Annotated in this window: 16 protein-coding genes; 8 read left to right on the top strand and 8 right to left on the bottom strand. The window is 41.6% G+C overall.

Annotation, left to right across the window (positions count from 1 at the left end; genetic code table 11):
- Nucleotides 1–6: 6 nt before the first annotated feature.
- Nucleotides 7–1,119, top strand: a complete 1,113-nt coding sequence (locus PR683_RS07880; RefSeq protein ID WP_004912967.1) for an S-(hydroxymethyl)glutathione dehydrogenase/class III alcohol dehydrogenase — start codon at nucleotides 7–9, stop codon at nucleotides 1,117–1,119.
- Nucleotides 1,120–1,129: 10 nt separating this feature from the next.
- Nucleotides 1,130–1,966, top strand: a complete 837-nt coding sequence (gene fghA, locus PR683_RS07875) for an S-formylglutathione hydrolase (protein WP_109913134.1) — start codon at nucleotides 1,130–1,132, stop codon at nucleotides 1,964–1,966.
- Nucleotides 1,967–2,013: 47 nt separating this feature from the next.
- Here fghA and PR683_RS07870 read toward each other — a convergent pair whose 3' ends face one another.
- From PR683_RS07870 to hemP, 8 genes are all read right to left on the bottom strand, one after another.
- Nucleotides 2,014–2,259, bottom strand: a complete 246-nt coding sequence (locus PR683_RS07870) for a HEAT repeat domain-containing protein (RefSeq protein ID WP_109913135.1) — start codon at nucleotides 2,257–2,259, stop codon at nucleotides 2,014–2,016.
- A gap of 278 nt (nucleotides 2,260–2,537) precedes the next feature.
- On the bottom strand, nucleotides 2,538–2,750 hold the full coding sequence (locus PR683_RS07865) for a HEAT repeat domain-containing protein (protein WP_004912957.1): 213 nt from the start codon (nucleotides 2,748–2,750) through the stop codon (nucleotides 2,538–2,540).
- Nucleotides 2,751–3,053: 303 nt separating this feature from the next.
- Complete coding sequence (locus PR683_RS07860) at nucleotides 3,054–3,842, bottom strand: heme ABC transporter ATP-binding protein (protein WP_004912955.1); 789 nt, start codon at nucleotides 3,840–3,842, stop codon at nucleotides 3,054–3,056.
- A gap of 2 nt (nucleotides 3,843–3,844) precedes the next feature.
- Complete coding sequence (locus PR683_RS07855) at nucleotides 3,845–4,846, bottom strand: FecCD family ABC transporter permease (RefSeq protein ID WP_004912953.1); 1,002 nt, start codon at nucleotides 4,844–4,846, stop codon at nucleotides 3,845–3,847.
- On the bottom strand, nucleotides 4,843–5,664 hold the full coding sequence (locus PR683_RS07850; RefSeq protein WP_004912949.1) for a heme/hemin ABC transporter substrate-binding protein: 822 nt from the start codon (nucleotides 5,662–5,664) through the stop codon (nucleotides 4,843–4,845). The genes PR683_RS07855 and PR683_RS07850 overlap by 4 nt, the downstream gene beginning before the upstream one ends.
- 16 nt (nucleotides 5,665–5,680) lie before the next feature.
- Complete coding sequence (locus tag PR683_RS07845; protein ID WP_004912947.1) at nucleotides 5,681–6,730, bottom strand: hemin-degrading factor; 1,050 nt, start codon at nucleotides 6,728–6,730, stop codon at nucleotides 5,681–5,683.
- A 25-nt stretch (nucleotides 6,731–6,755) separates the two neighbouring features.
- Nucleotides 6,756–8,768 (bottom strand): TonB-dependent hemoglobin/transferrin/lactoferrin family receptor, encoded by a 2,013-nt coding sequence (locus PR683_RS07840; protein WP_109913137.1) that lies wholly within the window; start codon nucleotides 8,766–8,768, stop codon nucleotides 6,756–6,758.
- 431 nt (nucleotides 8,769–9,199) lie between these two features.
- On the bottom strand, nucleotides 9,200–9,373 hold the full coding sequence (hemP, locus tag PR683_RS07835) for a hemin uptake protein HemP (protein WP_004912942.1): 174 nt from the start codon (nucleotides 9,371–9,373) through the stop codon (nucleotides 9,200–9,202).
- Nucleotides 9,374–9,582: 209 nt separating this feature from the next.
- Between hemP and PR683_RS07830 the strand changes: the two genes are divergently transcribed.
- The 6 genes from PR683_RS07830 (at nucleotide 9,583) to PR683_RS07805 (ending at nucleotide 15,388) form a co-directional block, all read left to right on the top strand.
- Nucleotides 9,583–10,212, top strand: a complete 630-nt coding sequence (locus PR683_RS07830; RefSeq protein ID WP_209101964.1) for an NAD(P)H-binding protein — start codon at nucleotides 9,583–9,585, stop codon at nucleotides 10,210–10,212.
- A gap of 26 nt (nucleotides 10,213–10,238) precedes the next feature.
- Nucleotides 10,239–10,466 (top strand): hypothetical protein, encoded by a 228-nt coding sequence (locus tag PR683_RS07825; protein WP_004912936.1) that lies wholly within the window; start codon nucleotides 10,239–10,241, stop codon nucleotides 10,464–10,466.
- 401 nt (nucleotides 10,467–10,867) lie between these two features.
- Nucleotides 10,868–11,920: a UDP-glucose--hexose-1-phosphate uridylyltransferase gene (locus PR683_RS07820; protein WP_004912933.1), complete on the top strand. Its 1,053-nt coding sequence runs from the start codon at nucleotides 10,868–10,870 to the stop codon at nucleotides 11,918–11,920.
- Nucleotides 11,921–12,000: 80 nt separating this feature from the next.
- Nucleotides 12,001–13,155, top strand: a complete 1,155-nt coding sequence (galK, locus tag PR683_RS07815; protein ID WP_117162495.1) for a galactokinase — start codon at nucleotides 12,001–12,003, stop codon at nucleotides 13,153–13,155.
- A 33-nt stretch (nucleotides 13,156–13,188) separates the two neighbouring features.
- Entirely contained in the window at nucleotides 13,189–14,229 is a 1,041-nt protein-coding gene (gene galM, locus PR683_RS07810; RefSeq protein ID WP_109913139.1) for a galactose-1-epimerase, read from the top strand.
- A 154-nt stretch (nucleotides 14,230–14,383) separates the two neighbouring features.
- Complete coding sequence (locus PR683_RS07805) at nucleotides 14,384–15,388, top strand: substrate-binding domain-containing protein (protein ID WP_004912929.1); 1,005 nt, start codon at nucleotides 14,384–14,386, stop codon at nucleotides 15,386–15,388.
- The last annotated feature ends 34 nt before the right edge of the window (nucleotides 15,389–15,422 follow it).

Below are 15,422 nucleotides of genomic sequence, written 5' to 3'. Positions count from 1 at the left end.
ATAACGATGAAATCACGTGCAGCAGTCGCATTTGGCCCAGGTGAGCCATTAAAAATTGTCGAAATTGATGTCATGCCACCAAAAGCTGGGGAAGTGTTAGTTAAAATTAGCCATACAGGTGTTTGTCATACTGACGCTTTTACATTGTCAGGAGATGACCCAGAAGGTTTGTTTCCTGTGGTATTAGGGCATGAAGGCGCAGGTGTTGTTGTCGAAGTCGGTGAAGGTGTTACCAGTGTTAGTGTGGGTGACCATGTCATTCCACTTTATACGGCAGAATGTGGGAAATGTGTTTTTTGCGAATCAGGTAAAACAAACTTATGCGTCTCTGTCAGAGAAACACAAGGTAAAGGTGTGATGCCAGATGGAACAACACGTTTTTCTTATAATGGCCAGCCAGTTTATCATTACATGGGCTGTTCAACATTCAGTGAATATACCGTTGTTGCCGAAGTCTCTTTGGCAAAAATTAACCCTCAAGCTAACCATGAAGAAGTTTGTTTATTAGGTTGTGGTGTGACAACCGGTATTGGCGCGGTACATAATACAGCTAAAGTGCAAGAAGGTGACTCAGTTGCTGTTTTTGGGCTCGGTGGTATTGGTCTGGCAGTTATTCAAGGGGCAAGGCAAGCAAAGGCTGGTCGTATTATTGCTATCGATACTAACCCCTCTAAGTTTGAATTAGCACGTCAATTTGGTGCGACAGAGTGTTTGAACCCTAATGATTTTGATAAGCCGATTCAACAGGTTCTGATTGAGAAAACCCAGTGGGGTGTTGACCATACCTTTGAATGTATTGGTAATGTGAATGTCATGCGTGCCGCACTTGAAAGTGCACATCGCGGATGGGGCCAATCGATTATCATTGGTGTCGCAGGAGCAGGGCAAGAGATTTCAACTCGTCCATTCCAATTAGTGACAGGGCGTTCATGGCGCGGTACGGCATTTGGTGGTGTGAAAGGCCGTAGCCAATTGCCAAAAATGGTTGAAGATGCCATGAAGGGGGATATTGAACTGTCTCCCTTTGTGACGCACACATTGCCATTAGACAGTATTAATGACGCATTCGATTTAATGCATGAAGGTAAATCAATCCGTACCGTTATTCACTATGATTAAGGAGTCTTTGATGGAGAGAATTGAACGCCATGCGTGTTTTGGGGGCTGGCAGGATGTTTATCAACATCAATCCACTGTGCTCGGCTGTGAAATGAAGTTCGCAGCCTATCTACCACCACAAGCGAAAACAGTCGCCTGCCCGGTGATTTATTGGTTATCAGGGTTAACCTGTAATGAGCAAAATTTTATCACTAAGGCGGGAGCCCAACAATTTGCGGCAAAATATGGCGTAATTCTTATTGCACCGGATACCAGCCCTCGCGGTACTGAAGTCGCTGATGACGAGGCCTATGATTTAGGGCAAGGTGCAGGTTTTTATGTGAATGCGCAGCAAGCTCCGTGGCGTAATCATTACAAAATGTATGATTATATTGTGTCTGAGCTACCTGATTTAGTCGAAACACATTTACCTGTATCTGAAAAACGCGCTATTTTTGGCCATTCTATGGGTGGGCACGGTGCTTTAATGATTGGCCTACGTAATACAGGTCGATATTGTAGTTTATCTGCATTTTCTCCGATTGTTGCTCCAACTCAGGTTCCTTGGGGGCAAAAAGCGTTTATGGCTTATTTGGGGGAAGATACGGTTAGTTGGTCTCAATATGACACCGTTGAATTGCTCGAAAAGGCTGAGGCTATTCCACCTATTTTAGTGGATGTCGGTACTGCGGATCCTTTTTACCAAGAGCAACTGAAACCAGAGTTATTTGCGGATATTTGTGATAAAAAACAATTTGAATATTGTTTGAATCTGCGTGATGGGTATGATCACAGTTACTACTTTATTAGTAGTTTCATTGGTGAACATATTGCATTTCATGCACGATATTTAAGCGATAATAACTAAAATATCATAAAGTGAGACCACTAATTGGTTTCACTTTACTATTTCCATTATTTTATCGTAATAATGCTCAAGTCACTATTCGACACCTCATTGGAGAGCTTGCTAATTGCTTTAATTGCGCTGATTGCGACATCTTTATTTGGGTCATTACATAATTCAAGTAGGCGGTTAATCGTAATATGTTGTTTCAGCTGTATTTTACAATCGCCTAAAGCGGATATAGCGGCTATTTTTACATCATCATTTTTTCTTTTTGTTAAATCAAGTAATGTATTTATGACTTTGTTATCCATTCATTATCCTGCTAATAGGTATTAATAAATGAATTAAAACTCATTTATTTTTTAAGAGGGTAATTTCAATGTTTAAAATGCTACTAGAAGGAGGTATTTATTGATATCAAAAAACACAACTAATTTGAGTGTAGTGTGGCTGAGCTAGCGTATGAATAGGTAGTAGACATTATTACCTATTCATATTTAGTGACTAGAGAGATCGAGAAAGTTAAATAAGTTTAATTAATAAGTTTTAATTTCAAGAAGAGTATTGATAAAAAGATATTGTTTGTATATTAAAAATGGTCGGAGAGTTTACTTAGCGCTTTTATTGCAGACACTGCGACATCTTTATTTGGGTCTTTACAGAGTTCAAGTAAGCGGTTGATTGCATTTTGTTGTTCAACGGTTACTTTATAATCTCCTAAGGCAGAAATAGCTGCAATTTTAACATCATCATTTCCACGATGCGTTAACTCAATTAATGTTTCAATAATATTGTTTTCCATGTAAACCCTTTGAAATACCTGCGCGATGCTTAGGTATTCTAAGTGAAATTACTTGAGATTTATTTTTGAAATTTACGGGTTTATTAACGGATTATATAGATTTTACACTTTTTTGGGCTAATAACTATTTTATTAACTGAAGTGCATCAAGAGAGTAAATACTATTGATGTAAAAACTAACACCATTAAAAGTTATTGATAACATATTAAAATCGGTATGGTTTAATAATTCTTTATTAAGATAAGAATATTAAAGTACTTTACCCTTAAAGTGAGTTGAATAAAGTACTTTTTAGATATTAGTTAATGGCGCAAATAAACATGAGGCGTGTTATTTTCTGGGTGTTGAGTAACACCTAGGTCAGCTTGATACCATTGAGTTAAATTTTCAGTTGTTAAAACTTCAATAGGGGAACCTTGAGCAACAAGCTTTCCATCATGAATTAATAACACTTTATCTGCATACAGAGCGGTTAAGTTAAGGTCATGCAATACACAGCAAACACCTAATGGTCGTTGACGCGTCAGTTGATGCAGTAACCGTAAGCTATGCTGTTGGTGATATAAATCAAGTGCTGAAGTGGGTTCATCAAGAAATAAGCAAGCGGGTTGAGCTGTCGGTTGCCATAATTGTGCTAATACTCGTGCTAATTGAACGCGTTGTTGCTCCCCCCCTGAAAGTTGGCGGTAATCCCGCTGCCGTAGTGATTGGCAACTGGTTTGTGTTAACGCCTCATCAATAGCGGTATTTTTATATTCAGAACCGTAGGGGGTTCTTCCCATAGCAACAACATCTTCAACAGTAAAAGCAAATTGTAAGTGGCTATGTTGCTTCATGACGGCACGTTTTTGCGCTAATTCGTTATGATCCCAGTCACTCATCGCTCGGCCTTCAATAAAACACGTGCCATGGGTTGGGGTGTTATAACCTGTTAGTAATTTTAATAGGCTGGATTTCCCTGCGCCATTTGGCCCAATGATCGCGACAAATTCCCCTTGCTCAATAGATAAACTCACATTATCTATCAGTGTCTTTTCACTGATTTTATAAGATAAATTTTGTGCTTCTAATAAGAACGGTTTGGTTTGCATATTTAGATTCTCCCTGCAGGCTGTCGCAAAATGAGCCATAAGAAGTAGGGGCCACCAATCAAGCCTGTCAGCAAGCCAACAGGAATTTCAGCAGGCGCAACCGCAGTTCTCGCTACCGTATCAGCAATCAATAATAATCCTGCACCTACGATAGCTGAACCAGGAATGAGCCAGCGATGGTCAGGGCCGAGTGTCATACGAATAAGGTGCGGAACAACGAGACCCACAAAACCAATAACCCCACTCATTGCAACAGCACAACCGACTAACATGGCGCTGAGGAATAATAAAATAAATTTGGTGCGTTCAACATTAAGCCCAAGGTAATGTGCATCTTCATCCCCTAATTGCAGAATGTTGAGCTTATTTCCCTGCATTAGGCAGATAACACAAATAGGAAGAATAACTGAAGCGGCAATGGTCAGTGATGTCCAGTCAACATTACCGAGTGTGCCCATCATCCATAAACTAAATGTCCTTAGCTGTTGATCATTACTGATATAACTAAGAACACCGATGAATGACATGCACAGTGCATTGATTGCGATGCCCGCGAGAAGTAATTTTGCGAGGTTGCCATTTGATGAACGATTTAAGCTAAAAATAATAAAAGAAACGGTTAGGCTACCAATAAAAGCGGCAGCAACATGGCCATAACCTTGTATCACAGTCGGTAATGAAACAGAGAAAACGATAAATGCGGCAACGGATAAAGCCGCACCACTACTGATACCGAGTAAGCTAGGGTCGGCAAGTGGATTACGAAATAACCCTTGCATAATGGCACCAGACACCGCCAAGGCAAGACCAACTAAGATGGCAATTAACACACGAGGAAGGCGAATATTCAGCCATATCTGCCAATCCGAGTCTGTGGCAGAAGCCTGCCACAGTGCTTTTAATGAAAAGTTCATGGCGCCTGCATTCGACGCGATGAGAACTAAACCACCAAGTGCTAACAATAAAATGATAATCACCAAAAATGGGTTTTTAAAGCGACTCATTGGGATTTTTCTAATGCCTCACGTAGTTGTTGCATGACTTTAGGCGTACCTAAACTGAAGGTGAGCATACCGACATCATCAACAACCAAAAGCGCTTTATTTTTTCCTGCGGGGGTCATTGACATTCCTTGTAAGTTCCACACTTTTTCTATTCCGCCTAATGATTTAACCCCTTCCTGAGTAAAAATGATTAAATCAGGCTGGCTTGATAGCAAACCCTCTTGGGATAAAGGACGGTAACTATCGAAGCTGCTCATGGCATTTTTTGCACCGACTGCGTTAATCACGCTATCTGCTGCAGTGTGCTTTCCTGCTGCCAATGGTAGAACGCCGCCATGGCTCATAATGAACAGGACTTTTTTATCTATAGGTGCCGTATTTACTTGGCTAAGTTGTTGGTTAAATTGATTAACCAATTGTTTTCCTTGCTCTGTTTTACCGACCACATTAGCGATAGTGGTAATTTTTTCTGGAATGGCTTCTAAACTGGGTTTCCCTGTTACCTTAATAATTTTTACGCCACTTTTTTCGATTTGCGAGAGAGCCATTGAGGGTTTAGCTAACTCACTCGCAAGTACTAAAGTCGGACGCATTGACAACACGCCTTCCGCATTAAGCATACGCATATAGCCCACGTCAGGGAGCTTGGTCGCTTGCTCTGGATGAAGACTGGTGCTGTCACGGGCAACGAGCTGTTCTTGTGCTCCGAGTGCATACACAATTTCAGTCACATCACCACCTAAGGTGACGATACGTTCTGCTGCATAAGAACTAACAGAGATAAACAGCGTTGATAAGATTAGAAGCCATTGTTTCATAATAAGTTACCTAGGTTTAAATGCGGGGTAATGCGGTGACTTGTTGGCGCCATTGCTCTTGCTCTGGAGTCCCTTCCGTACGCTGCCCATACATTTGTGCGATTTGATTTCCTTGGTTATCGAAGACTTCAAGGCTTGTCACATGGCCATCTTGCGTTGGCTTACGTGTAACCCAGCATTCGGCGATACCATTTTCAATCATGTGCAAGGTGAAATCAGGATTGAAAATATTTAGCCACTTTAAGTCTGAACCTTCACTTTGGTATGGCATGATTTTTTTGATTTCACCAGTGAAAATTTGCACACATCCGCGGTTGCCCACAAAAATCATAATTTCGTTTTGATCTTTGAATGCAGTGTTAATCAGCTGATTGAAGGAATCATTAGGCACTTTCCAAGCCAAATCATCACTGACTGCGGCGAAAACTTGCTGGCGGCTGAGGTTATTTTTCTTCAGGAGAACAAAAAATTGGTGAACATCTGTCATGTTGCGCCATTCTTGTTCTAGCTGTTGTTTTAGCTCTTCACTAACGGGCTGGCTGGTAAATGGCGCTGCTGCTTCATGGATGAGTTCCGGGTTATCTTGGGTAGCATATTTTTCAATCAGTGCTTGCCATGCCGCCATATCCGTTTCATCGGTGGTGTAAACTTTATGTAGCGCATCACCTTGTTTATCAAAGAATTGGATACTATGGCGCTCACCGTGTTTGCTATCTTCTGTCAAAGCAAAGATAGCGTCCCAATGGCTGAAAAACATTCGTAAATCAAGGGCTCGAGGGTTTAAAATTAAGCCGCCATGTGGGCTAAATGTCGCATTGTCATAGCGACCAACTTGCTCATGAACCACATATTCGTTGCGTGTAATCGCTTTCACTTTTCCAACAGTGGCTAATTCTGTCAACAAAGTGGGGGCATCGACGTTTAAACGAACAGCTTTGTCGTGACCAACACGACTATGCAGGAGCTGAGCTTCAGATACATTTAAATAGGCGGCGAGATCGCGAGCGTATTTGGCTTTGTTCTCTGTTTTTGCTTGTTGGTAACGCTCGTAAAGTGCTGAATTCACGTTTATCTCCTTAATATTGTGTGAATTACCATTGGAAGCTGACAAGCAGCTTGGCATTACGTCCATCTTGAGGAATGCCTTGTGATGAGTAGTATTCTTTATCAAAAGCATTGCCTAACACGACACTGGTTTCTAACCCTTTGAGTTGTCCTTCACCTTGGTAGCTGACGTAGAAGTCATGCACGGCATAGCCGGCTTGTTGTTCAGCTTTAGAGGCTTTATTGAAGTCGGTATGGCGCGTAAACTCGCCTAACCAGCCCACTGAAAAACCGCTGTCTGCGATAGGCACAGCCAAATTACTGGTGACAGAATCAGGTTTAATTGATGTTATTGATTTTCCATTAGATTCATCTTTTCCTTCAGTATGGTTATAAGCCAAACTCCAATTGAAATAGTCGGTTTTATAATCCATCGAGGCATCCCATCCCCAAATTTTTGCACGTTTAGTATTGATTGATGTGGTGTAGTTATTTTGCAGAACATATCTATCAACATTCACATATGTGTTGATGTAATCTTTCGCTTTGGTATCAAAATAGCTGGCTTTAAATTGCAGGTTATCCCTTTCCATCAATAAGTCATCGAAACGCAGACCAAAACCATATTCTGCCGTACGGGTTGATTCAGGTTTCAGATTAGGGTTTGGTTTCCATCGATTAACGATTGGCCCCATTTGGAAGTGGACCTCGTCGTTATACATTTCCATCATAGAAGGGGCTCGGAAGGCTTCTGAATATGACGCAAATAGCATCGACCACTCTGTTGGTGTGATGCTAACGGCCCCTTTAGATGACCATTTGCCTTTTTTCACATCTTCATTGCCATCGGATGTGGCTTTATAGTGGTCATAGCGCGTACCGACAATAAAGGAAACAGGCAAATCTTTTAGGCTAATTTCATCTTGTAAAAATCCAGATGCAAAGGTGATGTCCGCATCGGGGAATTGGGTGGTATTTGCATAAGGGGTTTGTTTTTGCTTATAAGCTTCACTGCCGTAAGTCAGGTTATGTGACGCTAATGGCAAGTTATAAAAGTTAGAGCGGTTATCTGCTTTTATGCCATAAGTTTTTTGTGTACGGCCTTCATAGGGGGTTCCTTGGCCTTTTGCTGTGATATTAACATCGGAGTAATAAGGCGTGACTTTAAAATTTAACCATTCCTGTGAGCCCGGTTTGATTTGATAAGTCATCTGCGCATCACGTTGGCGGGTGGTGCGGTTAACTTTTAGATTGTCACTCCCCGCATTAATTTCTTGCGGATTTTTCGGCTCATTGGCATCGTTATTATAATAACGCACTTGGCCAGAAAGCTTTTGTGCATCATCAATTTGCCATGTACCTTTCGCGAGCAGGTTACCGATGGTTTCTTTGTTTTTCATGTCATCGCCATTACTCATGCGGACATTACCGGTTTCTTTAGTCACAAAACTGAATAGCCCATCAAGGTTATCACTACGGCCAAATGTGGTACCACCGAAACCGAAGCTATGATCGCCTGTAGCGGCTTCGGTAAAGACACGGAAACCGTGGTCTTGGCCTTCACGCAACAAATCTTTGGCATCAACTGTTTCCCAAGCAATCACACCGCCCATAGCACCACTGCCATAAAGCAAGGCTGAAGGGCCACGGATGATTTCAACTTGCTTAATCAAGGCAGGGTCGATAAACGTGCCATTGACATGGCCTGTATCTGTCCCTTGGCGAATACCATCAACTAAAGTCAAAATGCCGCGTCGATCAAACCCGCGCATATAAATATCTTGCCCATTCACTCGGCTGGTGCCGGTGACGCCAATCCCTGGTACTTTGCGTAAAATATCATTGACCGTGCTGGCCGTTTTTGTTTCAGGTGAATCGTTTTTAATCACGGTAACCATCATCGGGGTTTCGAAGCTGTCACGCTCGCTCCCTGTGGCATAGACGGTCATCACATCATGATGATTTTTTTTTGGTGTTGGCTCTGTTGTTTGTGCTTGAGCACTTGCTATTACGCCTAAAATGGCGCTGGTCAGGACTGACATTCGCAAAACAGGGGACATAATTGTGATACTCCATATAGTTTTTATCTGTATTAAGCAGAATGAATTCGTATTAGTTGATGATGATGCGTTGGTCTGGAGGACCTGAATTCGGTATGACACAGGAAAAATTGGATGTAAGCAGTGTCTGAACATAGCAAGAGGAGTAAACACATAATGAAAGTATAAAGCTGAGGTAATAGCAGACTACTGGTTTGTGTTCAGCAGGACTATTTAGGGTTTTGCACATGAAAGCGACCGCTGTGCGATAGTAAAGTATCGAGTGGCTATCCTTGCTAATTCGATATTTAGCGGTACAAATGTGGAATACAGACGTCAGTTTAAACTCCATAAGAAACCTTTTCCTATGTTTAGATTAAGCTGGCTGCCTGGATAATTGACCTAGGTGGCTTGCGAATTAAGTTTTGATGCGACTTACTTTGGGTACGGTTTTACTTAGTTAAGATCAACTTACCTGTACGCGTTTGTCTCAATTGATAAAGTTCGCCATTATGTTGAATTGAGACCTTACCGGCAGGGCCCAATAATTGTTGGCTTTCTATCACGTCAGTTTTAACGGTTTGTTTTGCCGTTTCGACGGTATTTTCTGCAACTGGGGCTGTCATATTATTTACCATACTAAGTTTGTTGATAATCGAAATGATATTGATAATGATTATCTTTAGAATGATTGCTAATATCAAGCAATTTTCACAATCAAACAACAAAAGAGCCACAAACAACTAAGTTAGTACGAAAAAACAGCATGAATCTAGTGGAAGCCCACTGACAAGGCTATAATTGAATTTCTCCATTCATTGCATGGGTGAATAAAATGAAAATATTACTGTTAGGCGCGACAGGGCTTGTGGGAAGTCATGTTTTATCCTTGGCTCTTGCAGACTCTCGTGTGACTCAGGTGATAGCACCAACACGACATGCATTAGCAGAACATGAGAAATTACAAGCACCTATTGTAGATTTTAATCATCTGCCTGATGAGGCTGCATTATGGGAAGTCGATGCGGTGATTTGTGCACTGGGTTCAACTCTCAAAGCAGCAGGGTCGAAAGCGGCATTTCGTCAAGTAGACTACACTTATCCTTTAACTTGTGCAGAGCTGGCCAAAAAATGGCACTGCCCGACATTTGTGTTGACTTCTGCTTTGGGGGCAAATGCGAAGTCACCTTTTTTTTATAGCCGAGTAAAAGGGCAGCTCGAACAAGATTTAATGTCACTGGGTTTTGATTCTTTAACTTTGGTTCGGCCGAATGTGATTAGTGGTGACCGCCAAACAGCGCGTTTGGGTGAAGTCGTTGTGATCCGTATTATTTCTTTTCTATCACCTATACTGCCAGCTAGTTGCCAAGTTAGCCCCGCAACAAATATTGCGAAAGCATTATTTGAGGCCGCTGTGGCTCCCTCTAAAGGGGTTCATGTTATTTCATCTAAACAGCTGATATAACACTGAGTCGTTCATTTTTATTAGTTATGCTGATTTTTATTTCACATAAAAATGCCGCTGGGGCTTTAACAGGGTTTGTCAGTCTATTCGCTTATATTGGGGCATCAATCGCAGGATATTCATTATCAATCGTTATTGAAAAATACCAATGGAATGGTTTCTATTCCTTACTATTAGGCCTATCCATTTTCTTAATTTTACTGCTAATTATTGTAATGGTAATGACGAAGAAAGAGGTCAGCGTGGAAGGTTGATTCTTCTATAGCGTTATACTAAACCAAGTCTACAATAGTCGGCTTGATTGCTTGCAAACCTACCTCTGAATTTGTGTTAATAAACTCGATTACTTGCATCGCCGTCCATCTAAGGGGCGGCTTTTTACTTAACTTGCAGCCAAATATTATTATTTTACTCAAAATGGACAGCTTTATATTTTTGTGTAAACGTTTACACTAATCGAGATGGATCACAGAATCCTATTGAAACTCGTTGCTATAATTCGTGGTAACGACAGGTTTGAAGGTGAAGTTATGCTTAAGCAGTATTGAGGGAGAAGATAAATGCAACAGGATCAACGATTGATGATAGGGCTGTGGATGGCTGCGGATAGCAATCAAATATCCCCAATGGTGATGAAATTGAGGAGACAGATAAGATGAATACAATGCCATTTAACCCTTCGGATTGCCCCCATCGTCGCTATAACCCATTAACGGGCCAATGGGTGTTAGTGTCTCCCCATCGAGCAAAACGCCCGTGGAGCGGTAAAGATGAAAAGTCATCAATAGAAGATTTACCTCAGTATGATGCACACTGCTTTCTTTGCCCAGGTAATACAAGGGTTTCAGGGGAGGTCAATCCTAACTACCAAGGGACTTATGTATTCCAAAATGACCATGGTGCATTATTAGCACAACCCTGTGCCCAACCTGATAATCAATCTGAGTTGTTTCAATCACAATCGGTGAGTGGTGTTAGCCGAGTGATCTGTTTCTCTCCTGATCACAGTAAAACACTGCCAGAGCTGTCTGTGCCTGAACTTGAAGGCGTTATCGAAACATGGCAGCAACAAATCGCCGAATTAAGTGAACACTATACTTGGGTTCAAGTTTTTGAAAATAAAGGGGAAATAATGGGGTGCTCTCAACCTCATCCTCATGGACAAATTTGGGCTAGTGATTTTTTACCCAATGAAATTGCACGTAAGGACCACTTTCTCGCGCAATATTATCAACGTCATGACCGTAATTTATTAATTGATTATATTAAAGCAGAACAACAAGATGGCTCACGGATTGTTGTTGAAACTCAAGAGTGGATTGCACTTGTCCCTTATTGGGCGGCTTGGCCATTTGAGACGCTGTTACTACCAAAACAACATATTCGCCGCATGGATGAAATGAATGAAGTCATTCGCGCAGACCTTGCTATAGCGCTAAAAAAACTCACAAGTCGCTACGATAACCTATTTCATTGCTCTTTCCCTTATTCAATGGGATGGCACTTTGCGCCTTTTATGAATGAAAGCCAAAGTATCGAACATTGGCAATTACATGCTTTATTTTATCCACCATTACTGCGTTCAGCGACAGTGAAAAAGTTCATGGTGGGGTATGAAATGTTAGCGGAAACCCAGAGAGACATCACGCCAGAACAAGCCGCGCAACGTTTACGTGAGGTGAGTGACTGCCATTATAAACAAAATTAAACCGCTAAATAATTTATCAAATTGTAATTAACTTGGCTGTGTGCTGGGTTAAGCAAATGACGTATTAAGGATAATAAAAAATGGAAACGTTAAAGCAAACTGTTGCCACATCGTTTGAAAAAACCTTTGGTTATCAACCTGAAATATATGTTCAAGCGCCAGGGCGAGTGAATCTTATCGGTGAACATACAGACTATAATGATGGTTTTGTTTTGCCTTGTGCGATTGACTACCAAACGATGACTGCAGCAGCAAAACGTGATGATCGCATCATTCGAGTCGTTGCGGCTGATTACCATAATGAGTGTGATGAATTCAGTTTGGATGGCGATATTACATTTTTGCCTGAAAAAATGTGGGCGAACTATATACGCGGCGTAGTGAAGTTTCTCTTACAAAGAGGGTTTTCGTTTAATGGTTGCGATATTGCAGTCAGTGGAAACGTTCCGCAAGGAGCGGGCTTAAGCTCTTCAGCTTCACTAGAAGTTGTGATTGGACAAACACTTAAAGCCTTGTATCAATTAGATATTAGTCAACAAGATATCGCGCTGAATGGCCAACAAGCTGAAAACCAATTTGTTGGTTGTAACTGCGGTATTATGGACCAACTGATTTCAGCTTGTGGTGATGCAGGCCATGCTTTACTTATTGATTGCCGTAGCTTGGCGCTATTTCCTATTTCCATACCTGATGATTTGGTTGTGATGATAATCAATTCAAATAAGCAACGAGGCTTAGTTGGGAGTGAATACAATACACGCCGCCAACAATGTGAAGAAGCCGCCAATTTGTTTGGAGTGAAAGCGTTGCGCGATGTCACATTTGATGATTTTTTGCAGCAGCAACACCAATTATCTCCTGTCGTTGCTAAGCGAGCCAAACATGTGATCAGTGAGAACGAGCGTACTTTGGCGGCAGCAAAAGCATTAACGCAAAATGATTTATTGCAACTAAGCGAATTAATGGCGCAGTCACATATTTCCATGCGTGATGATTTTGAAATCACAGTTAAAGAAATTGATACTTTAGTGGATATCGTTAAGTCCGTTTTAGGTGTTCAAGGCGGGGTACGTATGACTGGAGGGGGCTTTGGTGGCTGTGTGGTTGCAGTGATGCAGCAGCAATGTGTTCAACCAGTGATTGACGCGGTAGAAGCGCAATACCAGAAAGCGACAGGTTTACAAGCCGATATTTATGTATGCCAACCTAGCTCAGGTGCGAGTGTGGTGCGTTAAAAGCAAATCAACACATTGAGAAGTTGAAATAACATGATGTTTACTCAAGAAAAAAATCAGACATTAGGTTCACCCAAAGTCGTCGTGTTAACCAACAAAAATGATATGGAAATTACCCTGACAAGTTTAGGGGCAAGTTGGTTAAGTTGTATTTTACCACTAGCGAGTGGGAAACGAGACGTTGTCCTAGGTTCGCCAAATATGGATAAACAGAAGGAACAAGACGTGTATTTGGGGGCGACAGTGGGGCGCGTGGCTAACCGAATCACGAATGCACGCTTTTCTATTCATGGTGAAAATTATTTAGTATCAGCCAACCAAGGGGTGAATTGCTTACATGGTGGGAAAGATAATTTTAGCTATCGAGTTTGGGCAGTTTCACAGCCTAGTGCTCAACAGGTTATTTTTTCACTTATTTCGCCAGATGGTGACCAAGGTTTTCCTGGGGAATTGAACGTTGAGGTGAGTTATGAATTAACGGATGAAAACCAAGTGATTATCCGCTATAAACACCAAACTACAAAGAGCTGCCCTGTGAACCTAACCAATCATGCTTATTTTAATTTGGCAGGTGAAGGTAGTGATAAAACAGCTCTAGATCACGCTCTTACGATTTACAGTGATTGTTATTTACCGACAGATAAAGCAGGGATCCCCAGTGGGGAGTGGCGTAATGTGACTGGTGGTAATTTTGATTTTCGCCAAAGCAAGCTCATTGGCCGCGATTTTCTCCAAGATAACGACCAAGTTTCTGCCGGGGGATATGACCACACATTTATTCTCGATACAGCTCGTATTGATGGACGGCAAACGGTGGCATCGCTGTGTGCTCCCGAGAGGGACGTAAAAATGAATATTTCTACAACGATGCCCACCATGCAGCTTTATACAGGGAATTATTTGATTTCAGTTGCGGGTAAAACAAAATCGTATACGCCTTTTTCTGGTGTTGCATTTGAAACGCAATTTCCACCTGATGCAGTTAACCACCCTGAATGGGGGGAGCGATACAGCCCGATTTCACAGCCTAATCAAATATATTGTAGTGAAACGTGTTATCAATTTATTTTTTAGGCCTACTGTTGATTAACACCGCTGAAATGCGGTGTTTTATTTTTCTATATTATGCATAGATGAGTCTTAGCTAAATAATTTTAATATGCGCTATGCCATTGTTTTTAATTCTAGCTCATTGTTTAATAAGCCATCCTAATTGTAGAGGTGCACGATGGCGACAATCAAAGATGTGGCAAAAGAAGCGGGTGTTTCTGTTGCAACTGTTTCACGGGTGATTAATCAATCACCTAAGGCAAGCCAAGCTTCTATTGCATCAGTAAAAAAGGCAATGAATAAGCTAGGGTACCGCCCAAATGCGGCGGCTCGCGCGTTAGTGAACCAAAGCTCAAATACAATTGGGGTGCTCGTTAACGATGTGTCAGACCCATTTTTCGGTGTTATGGTTAAAGCTGTTGATGCGGTAGCTCATAAAAATGGTAAACATATCTTGATTTGTAACGGTTATCATAATGCAAAGGAAGAGCGCCAATCTATTGAGCTGTTGATTAACAACCGCTGTGATGCTTTGGTCATTCACTCTAAAGCCCTTGATGATGCAGAACTACTCCAATATGCGAACGAAGTCCCGAGTATGGTACTGATCAACCGCCATATTGATGAGATTGCAACCCGCTGTATTTCATTAAATAACTACAAAGGTGCCTACTTAGCGACGGAACACCTCATTCGTCATGGACACACTAAAATTGCGTACATCTCTTCAAATCACCAAATTGAGGATGCGATACAACGTTTGCAGGGCTATCGAGACGCATTGAAAAATAATGGTATTCAACTGCCTGATAGCTATGTTGAATATGGTGCTCCTTATGGGGAAGGTGGCGAGCAAGCGATGACTAACTTGCTGATAAAATCACTTGAGATCACTGCGGTCGTGGGCTACAACGATTTTATGGCTGCGGGGGCCATCGCGGTATTAGATGAAAATGAAATTCACTCGCCAGAACAAGTTTCGGTTATTGGTTTTGATGATGTATTGATTGCCCGCTATATCCATCCACGCTTAACAACGATTCGTTATCCCATTCAAATGATGGCAGAAAAAGCCACTCAGTTAGCACTTTCCTTAGCAAGAGGGGAAAAAACGACAGTTGAAAGTTTGATTTACTCACCGACACTGGTTCAACGTAATTCAGTTAGGCCTTTGCACGCCTAGTGATTTTATAGGCATAAAATTACCGCATTTCGTG

Origin of the sequence: Providencia sp. PROV269 (assembly GCF_028477785.1) — a bacterium.
In the GTDB taxonomy this organism is placed as follows: Bacteria; Pseudomonadota; Gammaproteobacteria; order Enterobacterales; family Enterobacteriaceae; genus Providencia; species Providencia rettgeri.
The sequence above is the reverse complement of the archived record's forward strand: the minus strand, read 5'-3'. Positions and strand labels throughout refer to the sequence as shown.

What these genes read in the sequence shown, in the direction of transcription:
- fghA (WP_109913134.1), top strand. Translation starts at nt 1,130, where the DNA reads ATGGAGAGAATTGAACGCCATGCGTGTTTTGGGGGCTGGCAGGATGTT.
- PR683_RS07855 (WP_004912953.1), bottom strand. Translation starts at nt 4,846, where the DNA reads ATGAGTCGCTTTAAAAACCCATTTTTGGTGATTATCATTTTATTGTTA.
- PR683_RS07820 (WP_004912933.1), top strand. Translation starts at nt 10,868, where the DNA reads ATGAATACAATGCCATTTAACCCTTCGGATTGCCCCCATCGTCGCTAT.
- PR683_RS07850 (WP_004912949.1), bottom strand. Translation starts at nt 5,664, where the DNA reads ATGAAACAATGGCTTCTAATCTTATCAACGCTGTTTATCTCTGTTAGT.
- galM (WP_109913139.1), top strand. Translation starts at nt 13,189, where the DNA reads ATGATGTTTACTCAAGAAAAAAATCAGACATTAGGTTCACCCAAAGTC.
- PR683_RS07825 (WP_004912936.1), top strand. Translation starts at nt 10,239, where the DNA reads ATGCTGATTTTTATTTCACATAAAAATGCCGCTGGGGCTTTAACAGGG.
- PR683_RS07805 (WP_004912929.1), top strand. Translation starts at nt 14,384, where the DNA reads ATGGCGACAATCAAAGATGTGGCAAAAGAAGCGGGTGTTTCTGTTGCA.
- PR683_RS07865 (WP_004912957.1), bottom strand. Translation starts at nt 2,750, where the DNA reads ATGGAAAACAATATTATTGAAACATTAATTGAGTTAACGCATCGTGGA.
- PR683_RS07880 (WP_004912967.1), top strand. Translation starts at nt 7, where the DNA reads ATGAAATCACGTGCAGCAGTCGCATTTGGCCCAGGTGAGCCATTAAAA.
- PR683_RS07860 (WP_004912955.1), bottom strand. Translation starts at nt 3,842, where the DNA reads ATGCAAACCAAACCGTTCTTATTAGAAGCACAAAATTTATCTTATAAA.
- galK (WP_117162495.1), top strand. Translation starts at nt 12,001, where the DNA reads ATGGAAACGTTAAAGCAAACTGTTGCCACATCGTTTGAAAAAACCTTT.
- PR683_RS07870 (WP_109913135.1), bottom strand. Translation starts at nt 2,259, where the DNA reads ATGGATAACAAAGTCATAAATACATTACTTGATTTAACAAAAAGAAAA.
- hemP (WP_004912942.1), bottom strand. Translation starts at nt 9,373, where the DNA reads ATGACAGCCCCAGTTGCAGAAAATACCGTCGAAACGGCAAAACAAACC.
- PR683_RS07830 (WP_209101964.1), top strand. Translation starts at nt 9,583, where the DNA reads ATGAAAATATTACTGTTAGGCGCGACAGGGCTTGTGGGAAGTCATGTT.
- PR683_RS07840 (WP_109913137.1), bottom strand. Translation starts at nt 8,768, where the DNA reads ATGTCCCCTGTTTTGCGAATGTCAGTCCTGACCAGCGCCATTTTAGGC.